The 25,161-nt window shown below is 72.1% G+C and carries 26 protein-coding genes; 9 read left to right on the forward strand and 17 right to left on the reverse strand.

The window, feature by feature from the left end; genetic code table 11:
• Positions 1–178 precede the first annotated feature (178 nt).
• Entirely contained in the window at positions 179–2,113 is a 1,935-nt protein-coding gene (gene nhaA / locus ACXDC7_RS12745; protein ID WP_459222365.1) for a Na+/H+ antiporter NhaA, read from the forward strand.
• A gap of 181 nt (positions 2,114–2,294) precedes the next feature.
• Here nhaA and ACXDC7_RS12750 read toward each other — a convergent pair whose 3' ends face one another.
• Entirely contained in the window at positions 2,295–3,380 is a 1,086-nt protein-coding gene (locus tag ACXDC7_RS12750) for a methyltransferase domain-containing protein (protein ID WP_459222366.1), read from the reverse strand.
• Positions 3,381–3,454: 74 nt separating this feature from the next.
• On the opposite strand from ACXDC7_RS12750, the gene ACXDC7_RS12755 reads away from it, so the two are divergent.
• A complete protein-coding gene (locus ACXDC7_RS12755; RefSeq protein WP_459222367.1) occupies positions 3,455–3,994 on the forward strand; it encodes a dTDP-4-dehydrorhamnose 3,5-epimerase family protein in 540 nt (179 codons plus the stop codon).
• 25 nt (positions 3,995–4,019) lie between these two features.
• Here the strand turns inward: ACXDC7_RS12755 and ACXDC7_RS12760 are convergent, their stop codons facing one another.
• The 8 genes from ACXDC7_RS12760 to ACXDC7_RS12795 all read right to left on the reverse strand — a co-directional run bounded on the left by ACXDC7_RS12760 (position 4,020) and on the right by ACXDC7_RS12795 (position 13,156).
• The gene (locus tag ACXDC7_RS12760) at positions 4,020–5,051 is read right to left on the reverse strand and encodes an NAD-dependent epimerase/dehydratase family protein (protein ID WP_459222368.1); all 1,032 of its coding nucleotides are present in this window, start codon (positions 5,049–5,051) and stop codon (positions 4,020–4,022) included.
• A 31-nt stretch (positions 5,052–5,082) separates the two neighbouring features.
• The gene (locus tag ACXDC7_RS12765; RefSeq protein ID WP_179446037.1) at positions 5,083–5,742 is read right to left on the reverse strand and encodes a PIG-L family deacetylase; all 660 of its coding nucleotides are present in this window, start codon (positions 5,740–5,742) and stop codon (positions 5,083–5,085) included.
• Positions 5,739–6,608, reverse strand: coding sequence for a glycosyltransferase family 2 protein (locus ACXDC7_RS12770; protein ID WP_179446036.1), 870 nt, complete (start codon positions 6,606–6,608; stop codon positions 5,739–5,741). The genes ACXDC7_RS12765 and ACXDC7_RS12770 overlap by 4 nt, the downstream gene beginning before the upstream one ends.
• Positions 6,598–7,662: a glycoside hydrolase family 16 protein gene (locus ACXDC7_RS12775; RefSeq protein ID WP_459222369.1), complete on the reverse strand. Its 1,065-nt coding sequence runs from the start codon at positions 7,660–7,662 to the stop codon at positions 6,598–6,600. The genes ACXDC7_RS12770 and ACXDC7_RS12775 overlap by 11 nt, the downstream gene beginning before the upstream one ends.
• Before the next feature lie 32 nt (positions 7,663–7,694).
• Positions 7,695–9,146 carry a lipopolysaccharide biosynthesis protein gene (locus tag ACXDC7_RS12780; protein ID WP_459222370.1) on the reverse strand — a complete coding sequence of 484 codons (1,452 nt, stop codon included), beginning with the start codon at positions 9,144–9,146 and terminating at the stop codon, positions 7,695–7,697.
• Positions 9,133–10,044, reverse strand: coding sequence for a beta-1,6-N-acetylglucosaminyltransferase (locus ACXDC7_RS12785; protein ID WP_218843884.1), 912 nt, complete (start codon positions 10,042–10,044; stop codon positions 9,133–9,135). Before ACXDC7_RS12785 ends, ACXDC7_RS12780 begins: the two co-directional genes overlap by 14 nt.
• The gene (locus ACXDC7_RS12790) at positions 10,041–12,056 is read right to left on the reverse strand and encodes a hypothetical protein (protein ID WP_459222371.1); all 2,016 of its coding nucleotides are present in this window, start codon (positions 12,054–12,056) and stop codon (positions 10,041–10,043) included. Before ACXDC7_RS12790 ends, ACXDC7_RS12785 begins: the two co-directional genes overlap by 4 nt.
• Positions 12,057–12,403: 347 nt before the next feature.
• On the reverse strand, positions 12,404–13,156 hold the full coding sequence (locus tag ACXDC7_RS12795; protein WP_459222372.1) for a YaaA family protein: 753 nt from the start codon (positions 13,154–13,156) through the stop codon (positions 12,404–12,406).
• A 109-nt stretch (positions 13,157–13,265) separates the two neighbouring features.
• Between ACXDC7_RS12795 and ACXDC7_RS12800 the strand changes: the two genes are divergently transcribed.
• The 5 genes from ACXDC7_RS12800 to ACXDC7_RS12820 all read left to right on the forward strand — a co-directional run bounded on the left by ACXDC7_RS12800 (position 13,266) and on the right by ACXDC7_RS12820 (position 16,818).
• Positions 13,266–13,841, forward strand: coding sequence for a dihydrofolate reductase family protein (locus tag ACXDC7_RS12800; protein WP_459222373.1), 576 nt, complete (start codon positions 13,266–13,268; stop codon positions 13,839–13,841).
• 54 nt (positions 13,842–13,895) lie between these two features.
• Positions 13,896–14,540: a hotdog domain-containing protein gene (locus ACXDC7_RS12805; RefSeq protein WP_179446030.1), complete on the forward strand. Its 645-nt coding sequence runs from the start codon at positions 13,896–13,898 to the stop codon at positions 14,538–14,540.
• A 68-nt stretch (positions 14,541–14,608) separates the two neighbouring features.
• Positions 14,609–15,871, forward strand: a complete 1,263-nt coding sequence (locus ACXDC7_RS12810; protein WP_459222374.1) for a sensor histidine kinase — start codon at positions 14,609–14,611, stop codon at positions 15,869–15,871.
• Positions 15,868–16,473 carry a response regulator gene (locus ACXDC7_RS12815; protein WP_459222375.1) on the forward strand — a complete coding sequence of 202 codons (606 nt, stop codon included), beginning with the start codon at positions 15,868–15,870 and terminating at the stop codon, positions 16,471–16,473. Before ACXDC7_RS12810 ends, ACXDC7_RS12815 begins: the two co-directional genes overlap by 4 nt.
• A gap of 21 nt (positions 16,474–16,494) precedes the next feature.
• Positions 16,495–16,818, forward strand: a complete 324-nt coding sequence (locus ACXDC7_RS12820) for a GNAT family N-acetyltransferase (RefSeq protein ID WP_459222836.1) — start codon at positions 16,495–16,497, stop codon at positions 16,816–16,818.
• A gap of 35 nt (positions 16,819–16,853) precedes the next feature.
• Here ACXDC7_RS12820 and ACXDC7_RS12825 read toward each other — a convergent pair whose 3' ends face one another.
• From ACXDC7_RS12825 to lepB, 7 genes are all read right to left on the reverse strand, one after another.
• Positions 16,854–17,447 (reverse strand): hypothetical protein, encoded by a 594-nt coding sequence (locus ACXDC7_RS12825; protein WP_459222376.1) that lies wholly within the window; start codon positions 17,445–17,447, stop codon positions 16,854–16,856.
• Positions 17,448–17,518: 71 nt separating this feature from the next.
• Positions 17,519–18,655: a DNA-processing protein DprA gene (gene dprA, locus ACXDC7_RS12830; protein WP_459222377.1), complete on the reverse strand. Its 1,137-nt coding sequence runs from the start codon at positions 18,653–18,655 to the stop codon at positions 17,519–17,521.
• Entirely contained in the window at positions 18,652–20,208 is a 1,557-nt protein-coding gene (locus ACXDC7_RS12835) for a YifB family Mg chelatase-like AAA ATPase (protein WP_459222378.1), read from the reverse strand. The genes dprA and ACXDC7_RS12835 overlap by 4 nt, the downstream gene beginning before the upstream one ends.
• Positions 20,208–20,576: a YraN family protein gene (locus tag ACXDC7_RS12840; protein ID WP_459222379.1), complete on the reverse strand. Its 369-nt coding sequence runs from the start codon at positions 20,574–20,576 to the stop codon at positions 20,208–20,210. Before ACXDC7_RS12840 ends, ACXDC7_RS12835 begins: the two co-directional genes overlap by 1 nt.
• An 89-nt stretch (positions 20,577–20,665) precedes the next feature.
• On the reverse strand, positions 20,666–20,980 hold the full coding sequence (locus ACXDC7_RS12845; protein ID WP_179446022.1) for a DUF2469 domain-containing protein: 315 nt from the start codon (positions 20,978–20,980) through the stop codon (positions 20,666–20,668).
• A gap of 12 nt (positions 20,981–20,992) precedes the next feature.
• Positions 20,993–21,703, reverse strand: coding sequence for a ribonuclease HII (locus ACXDC7_RS12850; RefSeq protein WP_459222380.1), 711 nt, complete (start codon positions 21,701–21,703; stop codon positions 20,993–20,995).
• Position 21,704: 1 nt separating this feature from the next.
• Positions 21,705–22,511, reverse strand: a complete 807-nt coding sequence (gene lepB, locus ACXDC7_RS12855; protein ID WP_459222381.1) for a signal peptidase I — start codon at positions 22,509–22,511, stop codon at positions 21,705–21,707.
• 151 nt (positions 22,512–22,662) lie between these two features.
• Between lepB and ACXDC7_RS12860 the strand changes: the two genes are divergently transcribed.
• A complete protein-coding gene (locus tag ACXDC7_RS12860) occupies positions 22,663–23,286 on the forward strand; it encodes an alpha-ketoglutarate-dependent dioxygenase AlkB (RefSeq protein ID WP_459222382.1) in 624 nt (207 codons plus the stop codon).
• Between the two features lie 9 nt (positions 23,287–23,295).
• On the opposite strand, the gene rplS is transcribed toward ACXDC7_RS12860, so the two are convergent.
• Positions 23,296–23,646 (reverse strand): 50S ribosomal protein L19, encoded by a 351-nt coding sequence (gene rplS / locus ACXDC7_RS12865; RefSeq protein ID WP_179446019.1) that lies wholly within the window; start codon positions 23,644–23,646, stop codon positions 23,296–23,298.
• Between the two features lie 207 nt (positions 23,647–23,853).
• Here rplS and ACXDC7_RS12870 point away from each other — a divergent pair, with 207 nt between their 5' ends.
• Complete coding sequence (locus ACXDC7_RS12870) at positions 23,854–25,146, forward strand: methyltransferase domain-containing protein (protein WP_179446018.1); 1,293 nt, start codon at positions 23,854–23,856, stop codon at positions 25,144–25,146.
• Positions 25,147–25,161: the final 15 nt, after the last annotated feature.

A 25,161-nucleotide genomic window follows, 5' to 3' on the forward strand; every position in this document is an offset into this window, starting at 1 on the left:
CGCCGCGGCGCAGGACGCCACCTTCGGTCTGCTGGCGGCTACCCAGCGGCCGAATCTGCGTACGTTCTGCGCCCAGCAGCCCAAGCACGGCTACATACAACTGGACAAAGTCCCCCTCGGACACTCAGAGATCACCGGCCCGCTTCGGATCGGTGGCACTCACCGGCAGGATGAGCCCATGGCAGATACCACCGCGGGCTCCACCGGCGTCCGGACGCCGCGCCAGCTCACCCACTACCTGTCCACCGAGGCCGGCAGCGCGGGGATCCTGCTGGCCGCCGCACTGATCGCGCTGGTCTGGGCCAACTCCCCCTGGGGCGCGACCTATGCCGAGCTGTGGCACACCGAGGGCATCGTCGCTCTCGGCCCGCTGCACCTGGAGATGAGTCTGCAGCACTGGGTGAACGACGGCCTCATGGTCCTGTTCTTCCTGGTGCTCGGTCTGGAGGTACGCCGCGAACTGTCGATGGGCGAACTCACCGACCGGCGCCGGATCGCCGTGCCGCTGATCGCCGCGGCGCTCGGCATCGCCCTGCCCGCGATGATCTTCCTCGCCCTCAATCCCACCGGCGAGGCCGCGCGCGGCTGGGGCGCGGTGATCGGCACCGACACCGCATTCATGCTCGGGGCCGTGGCGCTGGCGGGCCCGCGTTGCCCCGCCCAGTTGCGGATCTTCCTGCTCACCCTGACCGTCTTCGACGACATCGCCGCGGTCTCGGTGATCGGTGTCGCCTATGCCGACAACATCAACTTCGCCGCGCTCGCCGTGATGGGCGCCTGCCTGGTGGCGCTCGCGCTGCTCGGTCGGGCCGGCGTATGGCGTACCTGGCCCTACGGCGTCACGGTCTTCGTACTCTGGCTGGCGACCCTGCTGTCCGGCCTGCACCCGTCGGTCGCGGGCATGATCGCGGGTCTGATGATCCCGGCCCACGAGCCCACCCGCGACGACGTCGACTCGGCCACCTCGCTGTTCCGCGCGTTCCGGCAGTCGCCGCTGCCGGACTCGGGCCAGCAGGCCCAGCGCGGGCTGCAACGCGTGGTGTCGATCAACGAGCGCTGGCAGGTCGCGCTGCACCCGTGGACCAGCTATTTCATCGTCCCGGTGTTCGCGCTCGCCAATGCCGGCGTCGCGCTCGGCGGCGGCGTCCTCACCGACGCCCTGACCTCGCGGCTCACCTGGGGCGTGGTGATCGGCCTGGTGGTCGGCAAGGCGGCCGGCATCGGGCTCGGCGTACTGCTCGCCACCCGGCTGCGGCTCGGCGACCTGCCCGAGGGCGTCGGCTTCGGTCAGGTGCTGGGCGGTGCCGCCATGTCCGGCATCGGCTTCACCATGTCGCTGCTGATCATCGGCCTCGCCTTCGACGACCCCGTGCTGCAGACCGAGGCGACTGTCGGTGTGCTGCTCGCCGCCGTGCTCGCCGCCGCCCTCGGCTTCGCGATCTTCCAGATCGCCGCGCGCGTGTTCGGCCAGACCGAGGCGAGCCTGCCCTACCTGTTGTCCGAGCCGGTCGATGTCACCCGTGATCATTACCGCGGCAATCCCGACGCCGAGCTGACCCTGGTCGAGTACGCCGACTTCGAGTGCCCGTTCTGCGGGGACGCCACCGGCATGCTGGAGGATCTGACCGAGCGGATGGGAGTGAACGGGCGCTACATCTTCCGTCACCTGCCGCTGACCGATGTGCATCCGCACGCATTCGATGCGGCCATAGCGGCCGAGGCCGCCGCGCGGCAGGGCAATTTCTGGGGGATGCACAACCTGCTGTTCGCCCACCAGGACCGCCTCGAACGCGACGATCTGCTCGGCTATGCCGCCGAGCTCGGGCTCGACCTCGACAGGTTCGCAACCGACCTGGACGACGAGGCGTTGGCCGACCGGGTACGCGCCGACATGCAGTCGGCGCACGACAGCGGCGCGCGCGGTACGCCGACCTTCTTCGTCGGCGACCGGCGACACACGGGGCCCTACGATGCGGGGCGCCTGGAGGCCGAGTTGGTCCGGGTGTTCGGCCGACCGGAACGCCGCCCCGGCGCGATCAGCACCGACGACATGCGGCATCGCCACGGGCCCGGCGGCAGCGATCCGGGCCCCGGAGCACCGGCGGCGGACTGAGGCGACCCGCTATGGTGAGGCGTCCGTGATCACCGGGGGCGCATTCGGGGAGGCCAGCACTTGACCACCTATGCCTGCCGCTGCGGCCACGGCCGCGACGCGCACCGTCACTACCGCCCGGGCAGCGACTGTGGACGGTGCGACTGTCCGCGCTACCGATCCGAGCGCGGGCCCTTCGGCCTCAGTCGTCCACGCGATCCAGCCGAACCAGCCGATCCGCAAGCTCCGGGCGGGCCGCCGCCAGCTCCACCAGCAACTCCGGAATCGTGACCAGCACCTCGTCCGGCGCGAGCTCTGCCAGCCGTTCGGGCGTCACCACCGGGATCCGGCTGCCCGGCAGCGCCCGGCCCTGTTTGCCGGGTGAGGCATCGCCGACCGCCAGCACCTGATCGGCGCCGACCCCCGCTATCGCGAACAACGCGACCGCGCGCGACGCGGCACCGTAGGCCACCACCCGATCCCCGGCCGCCCGGCGCGCCGCGAGGTGGCGCCGCAGTCGGCGTACCGACTCCGCCGCGGCGGCACCCAGCCCGGCGAGCGCGGCCGGTTCGGTGATCCCCAGCGCGGCGTCGCGGGCCACCAGTTCCGCGACGGATCCGTCCAGGGGCCGGGCCGCCGCCCAGTGGCGCAGCGCCAGCACCACGGAGCCGCCGTAGAGGTCATGGCGCAGGGCATGAACCGGGACCAGTCCGGCGACGCCGAGCAGTCGGACCAGCGCCGTCGTGCTGTAGTAGGCGTAGTGCCCGTGCCGCAGCGCATTCCACTGTCGTTGTTCGGCGATCGCGGCCAGGTCGTGGAACTGGACCAGCGCCGTCCCGCCGGGCGCCAGCGCCGCGGCGAGCCTGCCCGCGGCACGCGCCTGGTCCGGCTCGTGCATCAGCCCGAGTGAGTCGATCACCACCTCGGCGACGCCGTCGGTCACCACGCGGTGGCCGGGCAACAGGTCGAGCCAGGTGCCGCCGTGCGGCGACCCGAACTCGCGCACGGTCGCACCGTCCAGCAGCCCCCGCTCCCCCGCGTCGACGAGCGCGGACCGGGCCAGCTCGCGTACCGCCGCGGGTTCGACGCCGACCACCTCGGGGCCGGGGTCGACCTCGCCGGCCAACTGGGCGAGGCCGCAGCCCCGGCAGCACCACATCGCCAGCGGGGCCCGCGGATCGGGACCGGGATCACCCGGCTCCGGCAGGTGCTGGGTGATCGGCTGCTCGCCGAGGTCGAGCACCACGTCGTCGCGACCGCCCGCCCGGCCGCACGCCCGGCAGATCATCGCGCCCGCCCCGCCGTCGAGAAATCCCGAGACCGGTCTCGCCCGCCGGTCCGGTCGGGCGGCATGATCATCATGTGGAGATCACCGAGACCGACCTGGCCGGGCTGTTCGTGCTCCGGCCGACCGCCCACCGCGATCCGCGGGGACTGTTCACCCGGACCTTCGACGCCGCGCTCGCGCGCGCACACGGCATGGAGCTCGGACCCGACTGCCAGGACTCGCAGTCGCGGTCGGTGCCCGGCGTCCTGCGCGGCATGCACGGCCGCGGCGGTGCGGGCGAGGCCAAGCTCGTGCGGTGCGCGAGCGGGGCCGTCTGGGACATCGTCGTGGACGCGCGGCCCGGCTCCCCGACCCTCGGCAGGCACCACGCGATGCGGCTCGACGACGACGACTTCGTCGCGCTGTGGATCCCGCCAGGCTTCCTGCACGGCTTCCAGGTGATCGGCGAACGCGTCGCCGAGGTCTGCTATCGGATCGACCGGCCACATGACCCCGCCGAGGACATCGCGGTGGCCTGGGACGATCCTGATCTTGCGCTGCCCTGGCGCGAGCAACCGCGGTTGATCAGCGAGCGCGACGCGGCGGCCGGCCCGTGGGCCTCCGTCCGCGGCTGACCCTCTGCTCACGAGTCGACCCTGCTCACGAGTCGAAGGGGACCGGCCGCAGCCCGTCATCGAGCTCGCCCGCGTCGAGCCGGCGGCGCAGGGTCGCCAACCGGACGAAGGACTCCTCGAAGCCCGCCCGGTCCAGCCCGTGATCGCGGTACGCCGCCGCAAGCTCGGCCGCGCCGTCCGCAACCGACCAGCGACACCCGAAGCCCGGCAGCGCCTCCCGGATCGCGGAGAAGTCGACGCGGTAGGAGCGCGGATCGGGCCCGGCCTCCCCGGTGATCTCGACCTCGGCGCCGGGCACCGCGCGCGCGACCTCGTCCGCGATCTGCGCGACCGTGACATTGTTGCGTTCGTCGCCGACATTGAACGCCCGGGCGTGCACCGCCTCCTCCGGCGCCGCGAGCGTCTGCCGGAACGCCTCGGCGATGTCGGCTGCGTGGACGAGTGGTCGCCACGGCGTACCGTCGGACAACACTCGGATCCGTCCGGTCAGCACGGCATGGCCGACCAGATTGTTCAACACGATGTCGGCCCGCAGCCGCGGGGAGTAGCCGAAGGCGGTGGCATTGCGCAGCGAGGTCGGATGGAAATCGTCATCGGCCAGCGTGATCAACTCGTCCTCGACCTCGACCTTGCTGCGGGCATACGGCGTGACCGGAGCCAGCGGGGCCGTCTCGTCGACCAGGGAGTCGCCGGCGGCCCCGTACACCGAGCAGGTCGAGGCGTAGAGGAAGCGCCGCACCCCCGCCTGCTTCGCGAGCTGGGCGAGCCGGACGGACGCGTCACGGTTGATCGCGAAGGTCAGCTCCGGGTCGAGCGCGCCCAGCGGGTCGTTGGACAGCGCGGCCAGGTGGACGATCGCGTCGAAGCCCGCGAGTTGATCAGCGGTGACGTCGCGCAGGTCGACGGCCAGCGCGGGCGGGTCGGCGGGGGCGGGGCCCAGCAGCTCGGCGGCGTACAGGCCGGTGTCGAGGCCGACCACCTCGTGACCGTCGGCGGTCAGCACGGGCGCCATCACCGTACCCAGATAGCCCAACTGGCCGGTCAACAGGACTCGCATCAAGATCCTCCGATGGATGGGTCGAACATGATCAACTCTGGGCACCGCCGGTGAGGTCGAGGACCGCCTTCTCCAACACGAAGCCCTCGGCATGGCGGGCCTGCGCCTGGACACCGCGGATCCGCAGCACGGCCCGGAATGCCTCGTCGTCGAACCAGCTTCGCCCGTGCTGGCTCGGGTAGTGCTCGGTGATCAGCGCGATCTTCTCCCCGACCACGGTGGGTTCCAGCGCGACGTGCACCGACACGGTCGGCAGGTCGGTCTCGTACTTGACGATCTCGTAGCCCAGCACCAGATGATCGCGATACTCCTGCCCGACCAGTTCGGCGAGCAGGCGGTGATCCTGGTGGGCATCGCGACGCTGGGGTGCCAGCACGAGATCCGGGTCGCCGGTACGCCGATGCGCCGCGACCAGGGACTTCGCCCGCGCCCACTCCCCCGGCATCCGACCGTCCGGCAGATCGGCCACGGTGAGCCGCAACTCCGCGCCAGGACAGAACGCCGCCAGCGCGGCCCGTTCCTCGGCCTCCCGCTCGGTGCCGGCCCCGCTCAGCACCAGCGCATCGATGATCACGCCCGGGTTGGCCCGGCACAGGGTGAGCAGGCTGCCGCCGGCCCCGATGGCGATGTCGTCACAGTGCGCGCCCAACACCGCCACGCGGGCCAGCGGCCCCGGCCGCAACGGCTTCACCGCGCCGCGCCCGAGCGTGCCAGCAGCTTGATCCGGATCCGCCAGGCCGCCCACACCGCGCGCCGAGCGAGGCGACCGAGTGCGCCCTGCCAGCGGGGAATCCCCCACTCGCGCGCCACCTCACCGAGCAGTTCGTCGGTCTGGGCGTACTGCTCGGCCGAGTGGCTGGCGGACAGATTGCTGCCACTCAGCCGGAAAGCCGCATACGTCTGCGGCTGCGCGTACAGCCGGCCCAGCCGTAGCAGTTCCACCCACAACTGGGCGTCCATCGGGTAGACGCGGTGGGCGTTCCAGCCGGTGGTGCGCGCATAGTCGGCCATCCGGAACATCACGTTGGCGGGCTCGCCGATCTGGTTGATCCCGCAGCGCACCTGGCGGCGTAGCACCGTGCGCGCCTCGCACGGGCCGGTCAGGCCGCGCAGTCCGCGATCGGCGGCGCGCACCTGCCCGTCGGCGTTGATGAAGTCACGGCGGCTGGCGACGAGGGCGATCGACGGGTCCTCGGTGAGGATCTTCGCCTGGGCGGCCAACGCCCCGGGCCGCAGCAGGTCGTCGGCGCACACCACCTTCACCAGTGCGCCGCGCAACTGGGTCATCGCAAAACGCCAGTTCTCCCCCATCGGCAGCAATCGCGGGGTACGCACCACTCGGAGCCGAGGATCGTCGATCGCCTCGAGGATGGCCGGGGTCTGGTCGGTCGAGGCGTTGTCGATCACCACGACCTCGAAGTCGGCGTCGCGTTGGCCGAGGACGGAGTCGAGTGTTTCGCGAATGAAGCGCCCGCCGTTGTGCGCGGGCACGCAGACCGAGATCATCGGTCCGGATGGCGCGACCTCCCCCGGGGTCTCGCCTGCCTCATCGGTCATAGACGCTGTACGGCAGCCCCGGGCGCTCGCCCGCCGCAAACTCCCTCAAGCGATTCCACAAATGATCACCGCGCGTGCGTCCCTGATCGCCGCGCGTGCGTCCCTGATCGTCGGCGACATCACCGCTCCCGGAGCGGCTCGCCTCGCCCCCGGCGGCGCCGCCGCTGTCGGTGGCGGTCGTGCCGTCGCCGGACGCCAGGTCGCCGGTGCCGTCGGAGCGGGAACCGCCCCCACCGTCGGAGCGGGCATCGCCGGACGCGGCCGGGTCACGCACGTAGTGCGCCACCCAGTCGATCTGGACCGTGCCGGAAGCGGGGGTCTCCGCATTCGGTACGCCGCCCTTGACCGTCTCGAACCATTCCGCCTCGGGGGCATTGGGGTCCATCACGCCGATCTGGAACCCGATCCACATGCGCTCGCTCACCACGGCCCGCTTCTCCGGGGTGTCGAGGGCGATCCGCGAGTGGGGCTCGCCGTTGTGGGTGAAGATCAACTCGTCGGCCTCGATGATCACGCCGTAGGTGTTCCAGACCCAGGGATCGTCGACCTGCCGCGACGCGTCGAGTCGCTCGCGACCGTCCGCGGTCCGGAAGTGGTAGAACGAGCTGACGGTCCGGGAGTTGGAGTTGCCCTCGGCGATGTCGATCTCCGGCGGCCACTTGTCGCCGGCCGGCCAGAGCAGGAAGGCATACCCGAGACCCGCGGCGCGCGGCTGGCGGACGCGGAACTCCCAGCGGCCGCCGGCCGCCGTGAACAGCGGCGCGCCGCTGACGCCGGCGCTGGTCCACTGGCCATCGCGGTAGGCGTAGGTCAGATTCAGCGTACCGTTGGAGATGGTGGTGTTCTCGGGTCGATAAACACCCATCGCGCCATTGCCGACCGGCTGGTAGCCCCAGCCGTAGGGCCCCCAATTCTGATCATTCACGCTGGCAGCGGTGAAATCCTCGGAGAAATCCGCCCGCCAGCCGTCGATCTGCGGCACCTGGTCGCCGTTGAACGACGGTGCCGCCGTTGACCGTTCAACGGAGTAGGTCGCCGTGGCCACCAATGCCATGCCAACGAGTGCGGCTGCCCAACGCAGTCGGCTCACGATTTCTCTCCCGGGTCAGGGGCAGCAGGGTTTGCCCGCTGCAGAATGCGCATCCGCATGAAGAACGGAATGGTCAGGGCTAGGCTAATGGCGAAGCGGCCCGCGTTCCACCCTGCCGATTGCGGCAGCAGCACCGACAGTGCGGCCACCACCAGTGCGGCGGCGCCGAATCCGAGCACCCGGCGATTGGGACGGGTCGCGGGCTGGCGGCGGGTGGCGATCCAGCGCAGCAGGCCCGCCTGGGCGGTCAGGGCGACGAGGGTGGCGATCGCGGCCCCGAGGATGCCCAGGGGGACCAGCAGCGCGGCGGTGACCACGATCTTCACCGCCACGGCGAGCACCGCGCTCCAACCCAGCGGCCGGGTGTCACCGATGGTGGTGAGCAGTTGCATGCTCGCCGCCCCGGACGCGACCGGGATCGCACAACAGGCCACCACGAAGACGACCACCACCAGGCTGTCCGGCTGGTAGCTGGGCGGTGCGAGGACGCGGAGCAGGACCGGCGCGCCCAGGGTGACTCCGAGGATCGCCCAGCCGAGCAACACATAGATGCCGTCGCGGGCCTGCTCGATGACCTGCCAGCGCTGCGCCACGTCGCTGAGACTCTTCAGCCGCGGCAGCCACGCCCGATTGGTGAAGGTCAGCAGCAGCGACATCACATTGCCGATCGTGAAGGCGATCTGGTAGCGGGCGACCTCGGCCTCGCCGAGCACGCGCAACACGGCCAGCCGGTCCGCCGCCGCGAGGACGAATTGGGAGAGCCCGGCCAGCAGCAGAGGCGCGCCGAAGGCCAGCACCCGACGAAACTCCGGCAGGTCGCGCAGCCCGGCCGGTCGCGGGCGGGTCCAGCACAGCCCGAGGACCAGCGCCAGGCTCTGCGCGAACACCCCTCCCCAGGCGTAGGTGACGGCGCTGCGATCGCCCATCGACAACATGATCGCCAGACCGATCACCGGGCCACCGGCGCTGGACAGGATGCTGACGAAGGCGAACTGGGCGAGCCGGTCCTCGGCCTGCAGCAACGCCATCATCAACATCACCGCCGCCCCCGGCGCTGCCCATCCGAAGGTGATCAGGACCAGGTCGCGGTAGCCGGCGAAGCCCAGCATCGACGACCACAGCGGACTGCTCAGCGCGAAGGCGGCGACGATCAGGAAGGCGAAACAGATCCCGGCAGCCAACAGGCCGCGGGTGCGGGCCGCGTCGGGATCCTCCAGCCGGCGCATCTCGAGCGCCTGGTCGAGGCCGAAGACGGCGAGCAGCAACAGCAGTTGGTACAGCGCGATGGCGGCCGCCAGCGCGCCGAACTCCTCGACGGGCAGCAGGTGCGCCAGGACCGGCGAGATCGCCGTCGCCACGACGAGTTGCATGGACCAGACGACGACATAGATCATCCCCCGGCCGAACAGGTCCTGGCGCGACCCGCGGTCGCTGTCAACCCGAGACACCGGCCACTCCCGCTCGTAGCTCGGCGTCGATCCGGCGTACCAGATCGCCCGCGTCGTCGCCGATCTTGCGGGCGAACATCACGTGGGGACCGGCCGCGACCGCGGCGGCCAGCCGTTCGAAGTCGGCGATGCCGAGCCAGTCGGGGCTGCGCACCCGGGTCCGTCCTTCGGCCTCGCCCCAGTCCATCCACCAGGGGTGGCCCGGCACCGATTCGGCCGGCCAGCGACCACCGAGTGCCGGACTGTGCAGCATGGAGGGGATGGCCACCTCATCGGGGACCCAGCATCGCCGGAAGTACCGCAGCAGGCGCGGATGGCGATCGAGCAGGTCGATCACCAGTTCGGCGTGCCGGCGGGCGAGAATCTTGCACTGCGATCCCCCGGCGAGGGCCAGCCCGCGCGGTCGTCGACGCGGGATCGGCGCCACCACCCGATGCCGCCGCACCGGCCAGTTCGGGACCACGAAACGGTCATAGCCGCGGGTCGGTCCCCACTCGGCGATCGGCAGCGCCTGCATGTAGCCGAACGAGAATCCGCGACGGTCCCGCAACGTGCGGACGATCCGGTCGGTGGAAACCAGCGGGTAGTCGCTGCCCGTGCACACGATGATGTGCTCGGCACCGGTACGCAGGGCCGCCCGGTAACCCAACAGCTCGGCCTGCAGCACGCCGAAGCCCGCCCAACTGACCTGGACCCGCGGGAGCAGCCGGACCCGCTCCGGGAGGCCGGCCGTCATCTCGCGCCACAGGTCGCGCGGCGCGCCGGCATCGATGTGCAGGAAGACCGGCAGCGGATCGAGTGCGGCGATCAGGCGGTGCAGGTGAGTGGGCTGGTCGTGGGCCACGATCACGGCGGCGGGCATCGGGTCGGCGTCGATCACCGGACTCGGCTCGGTCACGCGCGTTCCCCTCGATAGCGGTAGAGCTGGACATCGCCGTCGCTGAACACGAGCTCCCAGCGGGGCGACGCCGCCCACGCCGCGCGCAGGCGCTCGTAGTCGGCGAGGCGCTGCTGGCCGTAGCGGTCGCCGAAGATGCCGGTGGTGGTGGTCGCGATCGCCCAGTACTGCGGGGCATCGGTCAGCAGCAACGCATCCGTGGTCCGGTCGACATCGGCGGCCGGGTCGTAGTCCGGCCCGCCCGTCTGGCCGAACGGGTCGGCCGGGAAGAGCGTCTCGCGGCCGAGGAAGCCCACCGTCTCGTAATGACGCGTGATCCGCGACGGGGTCGCCGCGCCGGTACCCAGGGTGAAGGCGAGCGAACCCGGCGGGGCGTTGTTCTCGAAGTAGGTCACCGCCGCCACGTCGGAGCGCCGGATCACCCGCGACCAGTCCATGCCGGTCAGGCCGATGGTGTTGGCGGCGAACATGACGACCAGCGCGAGGCCGAGCGCGATGCGCGCCGGCGTGCGCACCCGGACGCGGGTGGGCATCGGCCACAAGGAGACCAGGATCGCGAGCCAGGGCAGCGCGAACAGCGTCACCCGGAAGATCCCTTCCTGCCCGTAGTCGGTCCCGACGGCCAGCAACGCCGGGCTGGCGGCCGCGGCGGTCAGTCCGATCGCGAGCCGCGTGCGCAATCGCAACACGGTGAGCACGGCGAAGCATCCGACCAGCAGCAGAGCGGCGGCCGGCACGCCGAAGGTCACCTGATTGACGATCGAGACCGGATAGGGCGATGCGGCACGGCTGGGTGGCGCGAGATTGTCGAAGATGCGCCCGAACGAGGCCCCGGTGGGCAGATAGCGCTGCAACACGCCAAGATTCAGCCAGGCCCAGCCACCCGCCAGCAGCATCGGGATCAGGGGCAGCCAGACCGGCCGGACGAGCCGGAAGACGGCGAGGGCGCCGAGGGCGAAGGCCAACAGGAACGGGCTGATCTGGTGGGTCACCGTGAGGGCAACACACAACGCCGAGGCGAGCAGCAGCGACGGATCGGTCCACGGGTGCCGCGCGGGCGGGCGCCCGATGAGCAGGGTCAGGATCATCAGGGCATAGACGAATCCGACGACCTGGGGCGCATAGAAGCTGGTCGTCAGCGAGCTGGCCAGAGCGAAGACCAGCCCCGCGACCCAGGCCCTGCGCGAGATGACGAAGCGACCGGCGAGGGTACGCACCGCGAGCACCATGACCGGTGCCGCGACCGTGCCCCAGATCGCGGCGTACTCGAACGGCGAGGTGACGCCGGCGACCTCGAAGACGAAGGCCGTCGAGGTGAACAGGCCCGCCCAGGTCTGGTAGATGTCGGTCTCGGGCGACAGGTAGCCGCGCGCCTGGAGCAGGTCGACGATGCCGAGATGGCGGGCGGCGACCCCCACCGTCGGCATCCGGTACATCACGAACTGGCTGGTGACGACGACGGAGGACGCGATCAGGGCAGGGCCGGCGAGCCGACCGGTGCCGGACACCGAGCCGCCCAGCATGGACCACACGACCGCGGCGAGCACCACGGCGGCGCCGACGAACCACAGCGGCCCGGCCGTGATGGCCGCGCCCATCGGTTGGGCCGGCCCGGCGACGCGCCACGCCGCGAACAGGCAGATACCGAGGCCGAGCAGGGCGAGGGCCGTGGGCGCGAGATCACGACTCGGCCGCGGCCACCGGGCGCGGCCGGCGGCGAGCAGGCGCAGGTCGCCGCGCACCGCCAGCAGCATCAGCCCGCCGCTGACCACGGCCAGCACCGGCCACAGGGCCGTGATGCGGACCGCACCGGTCCACGCGAAGGGGAAGCTGACGGCAACGAGCACGGCCTGGGAGACGGTCACCGCGAGAAGCACCAGGCGGTGCCACGGCATCCGACCGAACAGCGCGACGGCGAGCCCCGGCCCGAAGTTCAGGTAGGTCGCCAGCAGGACCGTTGCCACGGGCCAGCCGGCCGCGCGACCGGCGACGCCGATGAGCAGGACAGCCACCGCGCACAAGGCGAGGACAACTCGCCCGAGCGGTCCGGCGTCGGGATTCACCTCAGGAGGGAGCGGCGGGAGCGCCAACCAGCGCGACAGCCGACCGGGCCGACGACCCGGCCGATGAGAGACCGGGCGACGAACGTGCGAGGGATGGGAGACCTGCAGGCGTGACGCCGTGCGACTGGACGAACCCGGGATTGCTGGCGGCGTAATGGTCGCAGTCAACCGCTCCCCCAATCGATAAGTGCGCAGGGGTCGCCGACAGTACGGGACCCCACGACCCCCGATTTGGTCCTCGGCCGATGCCGAGTGGTGCAGTCCCGAGGAGGGAGGCTACCAAATCGTGACCACGATCAAGGAACCGCGGATCCGGCGGGTGCCGAGACCTCGAGCCGCGCAGCCGGTGCGGATCGGGTGTCCAACCCGACCACCCAGCCGGCCGGCAGCAGGTCGGCCAGGTCCTCCGGCGTCGTCGGCACGCCCGGGTGGGCGCACACGGCGCGGGCCACCAGCCCGCGGGCGAACTTCGCGTCGTGGGTCGCGCCGGGCACCTCAACCCGGACCCAGCGGGCGGGCGGCGCCGGCCGCCAGGCAGCCGCATAGCTGCCGGACCGGCAGTCGACGACCAGACCGGTGCCGGCCGCAGCATCGAGGGGACCCCGCAGGGCGGTACGCCAGAGCGCGGCCAGCCCGGGCAGGCCCGGCAACCGGGCACCCATCGACAATTTGTAGGCAGGGATCCGGTCGGCCGGCCGCAGCGCCCCGAACAGGGCGGAACTGATCACCAGCCACCGGCCCGCCCGACGCCTGGCCGCGGCGTCCAGCGAGCCCGGGTCGAGTGCCCGGTAGAGCACGCCGTCGTAGACCCGGTCGGCGCGCGCCGTGGGCGCCGAGGCGAGCGCGGCATTGCGGGCCACCTCGCCCGCCAGCCCGGCGGAGACCCCGAACAGCCGTGCGGCATCGGATCGCCCGGCGGCCTCGACGGTGGCGGCGATCACCTGCTCCCGGAGCCCGGCAAGGTCGGGGAAGGACAGCGCCGAAAGATCGAGCGACCGACCCCGGACCGGGCGGCGCTTGCCCTCCGACGGAGGCAGCAGGATCAGCACCGCGACAGGCTAGCCCGACCAGCGAGGGCCAGCGCTGTCACCCTTTGCCCACCTATTCTTCGCGCGAGCGCCGCTGCACGAGTGGCCCACATCGAGGGAGTTGAGCGAGATGGCCAGGGAATTGGTATGGACGGGGTTCGTCACGTTGGACGGCGTGATGGACTCCCCCGGCGGTGACGTCGAGGGGCACCCGGGCGGCGGCTGGGTCTTCCGCACCCCGTTCGAGGAGGCGGCCTTCGCCCTGAAGGGCGAGGAGCTGGCCGACACCGGGGCGCTGCTTTTCGGCCGCCGCAGCTATCAGGCGTTCGCGCCGTTCTGGTCGCAGTCGGCCGATCATGCGGCGTACCAGGATCTGCCGAAGTATGTGCTGTCCACCACGCTCGGTGAGCAGGACCTCGTCGACGGCTGGGGCGAGACCACCATCCTGCGCTCGGTCGACGATGTCGCGGCCCTGAAGCAGACCGACGGTGGCGGCATCTTCGTCCATGGCAGCGGGGAGGTCGCCCGCAACCTCGCCGACGCGGGCCTGATCGACCGGTACAACCTGCTGGTGTTCCCGGTCCTGCTCGGGGAGGGCAAGAGCATCTTCAGCCGCAGCAACCAGGCCGAGCAGCGGCTGACGCTGCGCGAGTCCGAGGCCTACGACAACGGGGTCGTCAAGGCCGTCTACGACGTCGCGCGGTAGGCGCTGCGGGCCTCTCCCACCGTCGGCCACCTATCGAACGCTAAGCTCCCGCGGGTGAGCCATTCGTCACCGTGGGAACCGACGGCAGCGCGGTTGCGCGAGATCATCGACCTGGTCGTGCGGACGGGCGACGACGAGACACCGCCGCCGGAGCTCGCGGACGTGCTGGACCGGGCGCGGGAGTTGCTGGAGCCGTACGCGGCGGACCCACAGGATGCCGTTCGCGCCTTCTGGCAGCGGCTGTCGGGTGTGCACGGGCAGAGCCGCGCCCTGATCGGCGGCCCCGCGAATCCGCTGGCGCCCGTGGTGCGCTGGGACAAGGCCGAGGATGCGTGGGTGGGCCGGACGACGCTCGGGGTCGGCTACCAGGGGCCGCCCGGTCGGGTGCACGGCGGCATGGTGGCCGCCCTGCTGGACTCGGTCCTGGGACGGGCCCAACCACGCGACGGGCTGCGGTTCACCCGCACGCTGACGATCGACTACCTGGCCGCGACCCCACTGTTCACCGAACTGGTGATCCGCGCGCGTCCCGACGACCCGGGCGGCCGCAAGGTCTGGATCACCGGCGAGGTCGAGGCCGATGGGGTGGTGACCGCGACCGCCCGCGGCCTGTGGGTGGCACCGCGTACCGTGCCCGCCGACGCCCCCGGCGATCTGGGGTTGGAGCTCGGCCGGCCCGGGCCGGCAGCGTCCACCTGACAGGCGTCATGCCCAGCGCATGAGTCGCCGAGCGCCCGCGCCCGCTCGTCGGTGGCAGGATCGTCGCCATGTCGGACACCGCCGGATGGGCGCAGGTCAATGCGCGGCGCCTGGAGTTCTACCTGCGCTGGACCATGTATCTCACCCCGATGACGATCCCGCTCGTGTTCTTCGTGATGGGGCGAAGCGCCGCAGACGAGCCGGTGCGCGGAGTTCTCGCCCTGGTCGGCTCCTTGGTCGTGGCGGTGGTCGGGGCGCTGGTCATCCGTCGCACTCTCGCGGCGATGCGCCGCCGTTCCACGCTGCGCCTGTCCTGGCCGCCGGACTGGAGGCTCGTGGGGTGGGTCGCCCTGGGTGTGCTGGCCTCGGTCGCGTCCGCTGCCTTCATCCAGCCGCTGCTCGGCGCCTACACCCTGATCTACGCATTCTCCTGCGTGACGCCGATCCTCGGTTTCCGTGATGTGCTGGTCGCCTCCGTTGTCACCTCCGGACTGTCGGCCGCAATGTTGATGATCTTCCCCGGTCCCGGCTCGGCCGGGGCCACGCTCGGCCTCACGATCCTGGTCGCGGCGATCGCGCCCTTCGTGTTGCTCACGTTCTGGCACACCGCATGGATGCTGCGGGTGCTCTGGGAGCTGCAGTCGGCCCGCGACACGGCGGCCCGGCTCGCGGTGGCGGAGGAGCGTCTGCGCTTCTCCCGGGACCTGCACGATGTCTTCGGCCGCACGCTGTCGACCGTCGCCGTGAAGAGCGAGCTGGCCGCGGGCCTCGCCGATCGCGGCCGCGGCGCCGAGTCCGCGGTCCAGATGCGCGAGGTGCATCAGCTCGTCGAGGACGCGGGCAAGGAGGTACGCGAGGTGGTGCGCGGCTATCGGCGCACGACCCTGGCCCACGAGCTGGTGGGCGCCCGGTCCGTGCTGGAGTCGGCCGGCGTCCGGGCCGAGATCGCCGGCGACCCCGACGGTCTACCCCAACCGGTGTCGGAGGCGCTGGGCTGGGTGCTGCGCGAATCGGTGACCAACCTGCTCCGGCACGCCACCGCGACCCGGGTCGCCATCCGACTGGACCACCTCGGGGACCGGGTTCGCCTGGTGATCACCAACGACGGGGTACGCGAATCCCCGACCGATCACGTCGGCGGGTCGGGGCTGGCCGGATTGCGGGAGCGACTGGCGAGCGTCCGCGGCGAGCTGCGTACCCGGTCCGACGACAGGCGTTTCACGGTGCAGGCCGAGGTGCCGTTGGCAGATCCCGCCCGCGGCGGCCCCGGTCTCGCCGCCCCACCGGCGATCCCGGGTCGGCCCGGCGGGCGTGAAAGGCTGGCACGGTGATCTCGATCCTGCTCGCCGACGACGAGGGCCTGATCCGCGACGCGCTCGCCGGCCTGCTGGACCTGGAGGACGACCTCACGGTGGTCGCCCAGGCCGGTTCCGGCACCGAGGCCGTCGCTGCGGCCCGTCACGCCACCCCCGATGTGGCGGTCCTGGATCTGCAGATGCCGGGGCTGGACGGGATCGAGGCCGCCAAGCAGATCGTGGCGCAGGTGCCGGGGTGCGCCTGCATGATCGTCACCAGCCACGGCCGGCCCGGCTACCTGAAGGCAGCCCTGGCCGCGGGCGTGCGGGGTTTCGTGCCCAAGACCGTCTCGGCCCAGGTGCTGGCCACGGTGATCCGGACGATCAACGACGGCGGCCGCTATGTCGATCCCGAGCTGGCCGCGGAGGCGATCGGGGCCGGTGACTCGCCGCTGTCGCCGCGAGAGGCCGATGTGCTCGCCCTGGCCGCCGACGGCTCGCCGATCGACGAGATCGCCAGCCGCGCTGCGCTGTCGGTGGGCACGGTCCGCAACTATCTGTCCGCGGCCGTCACCAAGCTGGCCGTTGCCAACCGGCACGAGGCGGCCAAGCTGGCCCGGCGCAACGGCTGGATCTGATCATGGACCGGCATGTGATCACTGTGCGGTCCGAGCGTCGGAGATGACCGCGAACCGGAGGAGGAACAGACGATGGAGCTGCGACACGACGAGGCGGGGGCACGCTTCCTGGCCGAGGACGCCGGCGAGGTGGTCGGTCTGATCGACTACGCGCTGGCCGGCGACGTGGCCACATTCACCCACACCGAGACGGATCCCGCGCGCCAGGGCCGTGGCATCGCCGGCAAGCTGACCTCCTTCGCCCTGGACCGGGCCCGCGAGCTCGGCTGGCGGGTCATTCCGCAGTGTCCCTACACCGCACGGTTCGTTGCCGACCATTCCGAGTATGCGGATCTGATCGCCTGAGCGGCGGGCGCGGCGCTGGCGACGTCGCGACCGCGCTACAGCCCGACCCGTTCCAGTTCGAGCGCGGCGAGACGGCCGATCGTCTCCGGGTCGCGCGTCCGCCAGCCCTCGGCGAAGTCAACGCCGGTGCGGGCGAGCCGTGGCAGGGGTTGGCGGGCGATCGCCCGTAGCGCCAGCAGGTCCGCGCCGTGGCCGGCCCGCAGCATCGCCCGCGCCGCACGGTTGTCCGCGTGGAACCGCAGCCGGCCCGGCAGCCACCAGACGATCATGATCAGCGCCGGCACGGCGAAGGTCAGCACGCCGACCAGGGTCGCGGCCTGTTCGACGGCCCGGATCTGCTGCTCGGCGGCGTCCACGACGCCGCCGAGATTGCCACTGGCCGCCTCGAACGGCGCCCGCAGCATGTCGCCCAGGCCGGGCACGCCGCCGACCTGGTCGGCCGCGCCGTCCAGGTCGCGCCGCACGTCCGCGACCGAACCGGCGATCCCCCGCACCGGATCCGCGATCGCACGGACCACACTGTCGGCGATCCGGCCGACCACGAACCATGCGACCAGCCAGCAGGCCACGAACACGTCGGCGGCGATCTGGCGCGCCAGCCGCGGCGACCTTCGCGCATAGAAGCTCATGCAGCACAGCCTTCCACGCCATCGACATCCGGGCCGGGCGGACGATGCCACGCTCCCCGCCAGACGACCCCTCAGCCTGCGCCGCCGGGTCTGATCTTCCACCGCCCGTCGGGGAGCTGGAGGGCGAGCCCCGCCTCCTCCAGCCGGCCGAGGTCGATGATCACCCGCGGCAGCTCCCGGGCGAGCCGCAGCGCAAGATCACCGGCCGCGATGCCGCCACGGCCCGGAAGCGCCTCGAACAGACCCAACAGGTCCGCCGGCAGCGCGTCGACGGGTCGCGCGGGATCCGGCGGCAACTCCGGCGCCAGGTCCTCGCCGGCCCGCCCGATGATCTCCAGCACGTCGGCTGCCCCGGTCACCGTCTCGGCGACGTGATCACGGATCAACTGGTTCGGCGTCACCGATCCGGCCGAGGTGATCGGACCGGGCACGGCCAGCAGCGGGCGGCCGAGGGCGCGGGCCCAACTCGCGGTGTTCCGCGCGCCCGAGCGGTGCGCGGCCTCCACCACGACGATGGCGCTCGCAGCCGCGGCGATCAGCCTGTTCCGGGCGAGGAACCGGACCCGCGTGGGGTGGCTGCCCGGCGCAAGCTCGGAGAGCACCAGGTGGTCAGCGGCGATCGCGGCCAGCAGCGATGCATTGCCCTGCGGGTAGGCGACATCGACCCCACAGGCGAGCACCGCGACGGTGGCGCCTCCGCCGGCCAGTGCGCCGCGGTGGGCGGCGGCGTCGATGCCGTAGGCGCCGCCGGAGATCACCGCGACCCCCGCCTCGGCCAGGTCGGCCGCGAGATCGGCCGCGACGCCCTCGCCGTAGGCGGTGCTGGCGCGGGAGCCGACGATGGCGACGGAGCGCGTGGCGACCCCGGCCGGCCCGCGCAACCAGATCCCCAACGGCAGGCCACCCAGCTCGGCCGGGGTGATCGCCCGCGTCGACACCGCCCCGAGGTCGTCGAGGCCGCGCGGCCACTCCGCATCGCCGGGGATGACGAACCGCGCTCCGGCATCGACCGCCTGTCGCGCGACAGCGGTCAGGTCGAGCGCCGAGGCCCGCCGGGCAAGCGCACCGCTTCCCCCGCGCAGGCCCGCCCAGACCGCGGTCGCACCGTGCTCGGCGACGGCCCTGGCCACCTCGAGCGAGCCCGGCTCGACCAGGCAGCTCAGCCCGAGTCGCGCCTCGCGCTCGGCGTCGCCGACCGCGGCACTCATCCGGCCACCCGATCGAGCGCGGCCTCGCCCCGCCGCAGCGCGAGCGCGAGGCGGACCTCGTCGCGGCCCGGCCCGTCGCGACCGGCCAGGTCGGCGAGCGTCCAGGCGACCCGGATGACCTTGTCCGCACCGCGGCCGCTGATCTTGCCGCGCAGCATCGCCTCCTCCACCAGCTCGACCCCGCCCGGGGCGGGCCAGTGCGCCCGGATCCACGGCCCGGGCATCTCGCCGTTGGTCGTCCACGGGGTGTCGGTCATCCGCGCCAGAGCCCGCAGCCGGGCGCCCGCCACCCGGGCCGCCACCGCCGCGCTCGACTCGGCCCGCTCCCGCGCGCTGCGCAACAGGGCCTTACGGAGCGGGCGCAGCTCCTGGTGGATGTCCACGCGGTCCAGTACCGGCCCCGACAGCCGCGAGCGGTAGCGCCGCACCGCCGCGGGGGCACACTCACACACCGCGCCGGCGACCCCGGAATTGCCGCACGGGCAGGGGTTTGCGGCGAGCAGCAACTGGAAGCTGGCGGGATAGCTCACCTGCCCGGCGGCCCGGGCCAAGGTCACCTGGCCGGTCTCCAGCGGGGTGCGCAGGGCATCCAGGGCGCGCGGGCTGAACTCGGCCGCCTCGTCGAGGAAGAGCACCCCGCGGTGGGCGAGGCTGACCGCGCCCGGCCGCGCGATCCGGGCACCGCCGCCGACCAGGCTCGCGACCGAGGCCGTGTGGTGCGGGTCGGCCAGCGGCGGCAGCTCCGGCACCCGGTCGCTGACCACCCGACCGGCCAGGGACTGCACCGCGCAGACCTCGAGGCCCTCGCTCGGTCGCAGCGGAGGAAGGATGCCCGGCAACCGCTCGGCCAGCATGGTCTTGCCGACGCCCGGCGGGCCCTGCAGGAAGAGGTGGTGGCGTCCGGCCGCCGCCACCTCCAGCGCCCACCGCGCCTCGAGCTGCCCGGCCACGTCGGCGAGATCGGGCGGCTCGGGCCCCGCGGCGGGCTCGCCGCGGCCGGCCGGCTCCGGCTCCGCGGCCCGGACCGGCCGGGGCCGGCCCCGCAGCAGGTCGGCCAGCTCGCGCAGATCGGCGACACCGGTGATGGCGATGCCGTCGACGAGCGCCGCCTCGGCCCATTGCGCCGCGGGCACGACCGCGCGGTCGAACCCGTGCTCGACCGCGGCCAGCAGGGCGGGCAGCACACCTCGCACCGGCCGGACCCGGCCGTCCAGGCCGAGCTCGCCCAGGAACACCTGCCCGGCGATCCGATCGGCGCTGCCGACCCCGGTCGCGGCGAGCACGGCGGCGACGATGCCGAGGTCGTAGTGCGAGCCGGCCTTGGGCAGCGAGGCCGGTGTCAGGTTGATCGTCATCAGCGACGCGGGCCAGTCGAAACCGCTGCTGGCGACCGCCGCCCGGCAGCGGTCGCGAGCCTCGTAGAGCGCCGCATCCGGCAGCCCGACCAGGACGGTGCGCGGCAGGCCGCCGCCGACCGCCGCCTCGATCTCGACCGGCTGGCCGCGCATGCCCAGCAGGGCGACCGACCACGCGCATGCGATGGCGCCGCTCATCAACCGATCCCCCGCACATGGCGCAGCCGCGGTCGTGGGCCGCCCAGCAGGACGCCGATCGCGTCGAGCCGGATCCGGGTCGGACCGGCATCGTGGGCGGCGAGCCAGTGGCCGGCCAGTCGCCGCAACCGGCGCAGTTTGTCTGCCGTGATCGACTCCAGCGGATCACCGAAGCCGAGGCCGCGGCGCGCCTTGACCTCGCAGAACACCACGGCGTCGGCGGCGACATCGCGCGCGATGATGTCGACCTCACCAGCGACACAGCGCCAGTTGCGCTCCAACACGACGAAGCCGGACGCCTGCAACAGCTCCGCCGCCAGATCCTCGCCATGCCGCCCGAGGGCGATCCGCGCGTTCCCCACTCCCATGCCAGACCATTGGCCGGTCGGGTCCGCGAATTGTCAGCGGTCGGCGAAATTGTGGACAACCGGGCGGATCGGGTGCCCTGTGGACGGACTCAGCTCTCGGAGCCGGGGACCTCGAGATCGGAGTGCACGATCTCCTCGATCGACACATCGCGGAAGGTCAGCACCTTCGCGCTCTTGATGAAGCGGGCCGGCCGATAGACGTCCCAGACCCAGGCATCGCCGAGCGACACCTCGTAGTACACGTCGCCGCCCTCGGTGCGTACCTTCAGATCGATGGCGTTGCACAGGTAGAAGCGGCGCTCGGTCTCCACCGCGTACTTGAACAGCCGCACCACATCGCGGTACTCGCGGTAGAGCTGCAGCTCCAGTTCGCTCTCGTAGGCGTCAAGGTCCTCGGTGCTCATCTCACCGCCACTCTAGCCCCGCCTGCCCGCGGTCGCGGCCGAACGCCGCCCGGCGTGTGCGCGCTCGGCCGTCACCACGTTGTCGAAGCGGCGACGGTGCTCCGGGCACGGCCCGTGCTCGTCCAGCGCCGCCTGGTGCTCGGCCGTGCAGTAGCCCTTGTGCACCTCGAAGCCGAAGTCGGGGTACGCCACGGCGAGCTCGGCCATCCGCCGGTCGCGGGTGACCTTGGCGAGCACGGATGCGGCGGCGACGCAGGCGGCCACCCGATCGCCCTTCCACATCGCCAGACCCGGCACCCCGAGACCGTCGACACCGAACCCGTCGGTGAGCACGAAGCGCGGGGCCGCGTCCAGCCGGTGCAGCGCCCGGCGCAGCGCCTGGACGTTCGCGACATGCATGCCGAGGCGGTCGCACTCGGTCGACTCGACGGCCACCACGGCATACGCGAGCGCCTTGCGACGGATCTCGTCGAAGGCGCGCTCGCGCGCCGCGGGGGTCATTAGCTTGGAGTCCCGCAGACCGGTGATCTGCCCGGCCCGGGTCGGGGCCAAGATCACCGCGGCGGCCACCAGGGGCCCCGCGCACGCGCCCCTGCCTGCCTCGTCGGCGCCCGCGACGGGCGCCAGGCCGGCCCGGGCCAGCGCACGCTCGTAGCCGTAGATGCCGCTGTCGCGCCGGACCAGCCAGGGCCGCTGCGTACCCCTGCGGTCGCTCGCCGTCATCTCAGCAACCCGCCCCCTCCGGCGAGATGGTGCCCTGGGCGGGCGCCGGCCCGGGCGGGGGTACGCCGGCGAAGGTCGTCGGCGTGCTGAAGGTCCGCCAGCGGTCGAACGGCGCCACGATCAGCCAGGCCGTCCCGACCACGTTGTCGACCGGGACGAACGCGGCCGAACCGGGATAGCCCTCGGGACCCTCCTGATCCATGTGGCAGCGAGAATCCGCGCTGAAATTGCGGTGGTCGCCCATCACGAAGATGTGCCCGGCCGGCACCACGGCCTCGAAGGGGACGCGCGCGGGGTCCACGGTTTCACCGCCGGAGGAATACAGGTATGCCCGCTCCTCCAGCGCCTTGCCGTTGACGGTCACCCGCCCGTCGGGATCGCAGCAGGCGACGGTGTCGCCGGCGACGCCGATCACGCGCTTGATCAGATGATCGTCGCTGGTGTCGGGCAGGATCCCGAAGAACTCGAGAGCCTTGCCGACGGGCCCGCGCTCCGCGGCTTCCTGGGTCGCCGGCAGCCAGCCGCCCGGGTCCTTGAAGACGACGATGTCGCCGCGCTGGAAGGGCGTGATCTTCTGCACGACGACCCGGTCATCGACCTGCAGCGTGTTCTCCATCGACTGCGACGGGATCAGGAATGGTTGGGCCACGAACGCGCGCAGCAGCCCGGACAGCACCAGCGCGCCGACGATGACGATCACCAACTCGCGGACGAAGCGGGCGAACGAGCGACCGGGCGACCGCTTCTCGCGTCGCCGAACGTTGTCTCCGACGGTCGCGTCCTGACCGGAGTCCACCGCTTCGCCCACCAACTGCCCTTCCGTCGCTCCGCGCGCCGCTCGCGCGCGTGGCAGGCACCGCGCGGGCGCCACCGAGGAGCCAGCCTAGCCCGCCCGGGCGACACCACGCGCGGCGCGCCGGGTTCGCACATCAGTTCGAATCAGCGGGTACGCTGCACGCATGAGCCAGGTCACCCTCTTCGACGCCGTCGACCACGACGAGCCCGGCACCGGTCGCTACGCCGACGGCCTCAGCCGCCGCGAGTTGACCCGCGGCGCCTGGCTGGACGTCCGACCGGGCTGGGTGCTGCGACCCGACCTGCTGATGGAGCGACTGCTCGCCGACACGCCATGGCGCGGCGAGCGGCGGCAGATGTATGACCGCGTCGTCGACACCCCGCGGCTGCTCAGCTTCCACGGCGCCGGCGATCCGTGGCCGCACCCGCTGCTGCTTGCCATGCGGGCCGAACTCTCCGCGCACTACCGGCCCGAGCTCGGCGAGGACTTCGTCACCGCCGGGCTGTGCCTGTACCGCGACGGCCGCGACTCCGTGGCCTGGCACGGTGACCGGATCGGGCGCGGCAGCACCCACGACACGATGGTCGCGATCGTCTCGCTCGGCGAGGTGCGGCGCCTGGCGCTGCGGCCGCGCGGCGGCGGCCGGTCGCTGCAGATCCCGATGGCCTCGGGCGATGTGGTCGTGATGGGCGGCACGGCGCAGCGCACCTGGGAGCACGCGGTGCCGAAGATGCGAAACGCCGGCCCCCGGATCAGTGTCCAGTTCCGGGTGGCCGGCGTGCGCTGAGCGACGCGATCAGTTGTCGCGCTTCTCCTTGATCTTGGCGGCCTTGCCGCGCAGGCCGCGCAGGTAGTAGAGCTTCGCGCGGCGCACATCGCCGCGACGCTCGACCTCGATCTTGTCGATGATGGGGCTGTGCAGCGGGAAGGTACGCTCCACGCCGACGCCGAAGCTGACCTTGCGGACGGTGAAGGTCTCGGAGATGCCGCCGCCGTTCTTGGCGATCACGACGCCCGCGAAGACCTGGACGCGGGAGCGGTTGCCCTCGACGACCTTGACGTGCACGCGCACGGAATCGCCGGCCCGGAACTCGGGGATGTCCTCCCGCACGGCAGGCTGGGTGGCGGCCTCGATGAGCTTGTTCATGGGTTGTCCTCGCCGGTGCCACAGGTCACCAGGTGCTGGGTGAGCAGTCGTCTGCCCGCGCACTCGGGCGTTCCCCCTGTGGCAGGAGCCGAGACCGCGGGCAGCAGCCGTCAAGTCTGCCACACCGCTCGCCGCGCTGACCAATCCGCGCGGGGCCCTGTCGCCGCGAATGTCCCGATCCGGGTCGGCGGTGGTAGGTTGCCGGATGTGTCGGGGGATACCTGTCGGCTTTGTCGTGCCGACGAACTTGTCAGCGTGCTCGATCTGGGCGCGACGCCACCGTGCGAACGATTCCTGACCGCGGCGGAGCTGGATGCCGCGGAGCAGACCTATCCGTTGCACGTGCGGCTGTGTCGGCGCTGCCTGCTGCTGCAGATCCCCGCGCTGATCACGCCGGAGGACACCTTCACCGAGTACGCGTACTTCTCCTCCTTCTCGACCAGTTGGGTCGATCACGCGCGGCGTTTCGTCGCGGACGCGACCGATCGCCTGGGGCTCGACGGCGACAGCCTGGTGGTCGAGGTCGCCGCGAACGACGGCTATCTGCTGCAGCACGTGCTCGACCGCAAGATCCCCTGTCTGGGCATCGAGCCGAGCACCAATGTCTCCGCGGAGGCGGTGCGCCGCGGCGTACCCGTCGTCAACGACTTCCTCACCGAACCGCTGGCACGCCGGGTACGAGAGCAGCACGGTCCGGCCGATCTGGTCGTCGCCAACAATGTCTGGGCGCACATCCCCGACGTGGCGGGGTTCACCCGCGCATTGCGCACCCTGGTGGCCGACGACGGGCGGATCAGCATCGAGGTGCACCACGCCCTTAACCTCGTCGCCGATGCCCAGTTCGACACCGTCTACCACGAGCACTTCCAGTACTGGACGGTGCTCGCCGCGCGGGGCGCCCTCACCGCCGCCGATCTCAGCCTGGTCGATGTCGAGCTGATCCCGACCCACGGCGGATCGATCCGCTTCTGGGCCGCCCCGGCCGAACACGCGCCGACGCCGTCGCCCCGGGTGGGCGCCGTCGCCGACGCCGAGCGCGCGGCGGGGCTCGACCGCGTCGACGGGTACGCCGGCCTCGCCCCGCGGGTGTCGCGGATCCGGCGCGACCTGGTCCGCCTGCTGATCGACGCGGCCGACGCGGGCCTGAAGGTGGCCGGCTACGGCGCGCCGGGCAAGGGCCAGACCCTGCTGAACTTCTGCGGCATCCGGCCCGACCTGCTGCCCTACCTGGTCGATCGCAATCCCTACAAGCACGGGCGGTTCACGCCCGGCACCCGGATCCCGATCCGGCCGGTGGAGCAGTTGTATGCAGACCGACCGGATCTGGTCGTGGTGCTGCCGTGGAATCTGCGCGAGGAGATCACCCACCAACTGGCGGGCATCGCCGAGTGGGGCGGGCGGCTGGTCTTCGCCCAGCCCACGTTGCAGATCGTCGATCCGGCGACCGGGGCACCGACGCCCCTGCCGACCGGGCTCGGCGCTTCGCCGGCAGAGCGCTGACCGCGTAGTTGCCTG

The sequence above is a fragment of the Naumannella huperziae genome, assembly GCF_054073625.1.

Bases quoted from the DNA above. Each gene is read 5' to 3' on its own strand.
- nhaA (WP_459222365.1), top strand. From the start codon at position 179: ATGGCAGATACCACCGCGGGCTCCACCGGCGTCCGGACGCCGCGCCAG.
- ACXDC7_RS12750 (WP_459222366.1), bottom strand. From the start codon at position 3,380: ATGATCTGCCGGGCGTGCGGCCGGGCGGGCGGTCGCGACGACGTGGTG.
- ACXDC7_RS12760 (WP_459222368.1), bottom strand. From the start codon at position 5,051: ATGCGAGTCCTGTTGACCGGCCAGTTGGGCTATCTGGGTACGGTGATG.
- ACXDC7_RS12770 (WP_179446036.1), bottom strand. From the start codon at position 6,608: ATGACCGATGAGGCAGGCGAGACCCCGGGGGAGGTCGCGCCATCCGGA.
- ACXDC7_RS12775 (WP_459222369.1), bottom strand. From the start codon at position 7,662: ATGGCATTGGTGGCCACGGCGACCTACTCCGTTGAACGGTCAACGGCG.
- ACXDC7_RS12800 (WP_459222373.1), top strand. From the start codon at position 13,266: ATGGCCAGGGAATTGGTATGGACGGGGTTCGTCACGTTGGACGGCGTG.
- ACXDC7_RS12810 (WP_459222374.1), top strand. From the start codon at position 14,609: ATGTCGGACACCGCCGGATGGGCGCAGGTCAATGCGCGGCGCCTGGAG.
- ACXDC7_RS12825 (WP_459222376.1), bottom strand. From the start codon at position 17,447: ATGAGCTTCTATGCGCGAAGGTCGCCGCGGCTGGCGCGCCAGATCGCC.
- dprA (WP_459222377.1), bottom strand. From the start codon at position 18,655: ATGAGTGCCGCGGTCGGCGACGCCGAGCGCGAGGCGCGACTCGGGCTG.
- ACXDC7_RS12835 (WP_459222378.1), bottom strand. From the start codon at position 20,208: ATGAGCGGCGCCATCGCATGCGCGTGGTCGGTCGCCCTGCTGGGCATG.
- ACXDC7_RS12840 (WP_459222379.1), bottom strand. From the start codon at position 20,576: ATGGGAGTGGGGAACGCGCGGATCGCCCTCGGGCGGCATGGCGAGGAT.
- ACXDC7_RS12845 (WP_179446022.1), bottom strand. From the start codon at position 20,980: ATGAGCACCGAGGACCTTGACGCCTACGAGAGCGAACTGGAGCTGCAG.
- ACXDC7_RS12850 (WP_459222380.1), bottom strand. From the start codon at position 21,703: ATGACGGCGAGCGACCGCAGGGGTACGCAGCGGCCCTGGCTGGTCCGG.
- ACXDC7_RS12860 (WP_459222382.1), top strand. From the start codon at position 22,663: ATGAGCCAGGTCACCCTCTTCGACGCCGTCGACCACGACGAGCCCGGC.
- rplS (WP_179446019.1), bottom strand. From the start codon at position 23,646: ATGAACAAGCTCATCGAGGCCGCCACCCAGCCTGCCGTGCGGGAGGAC.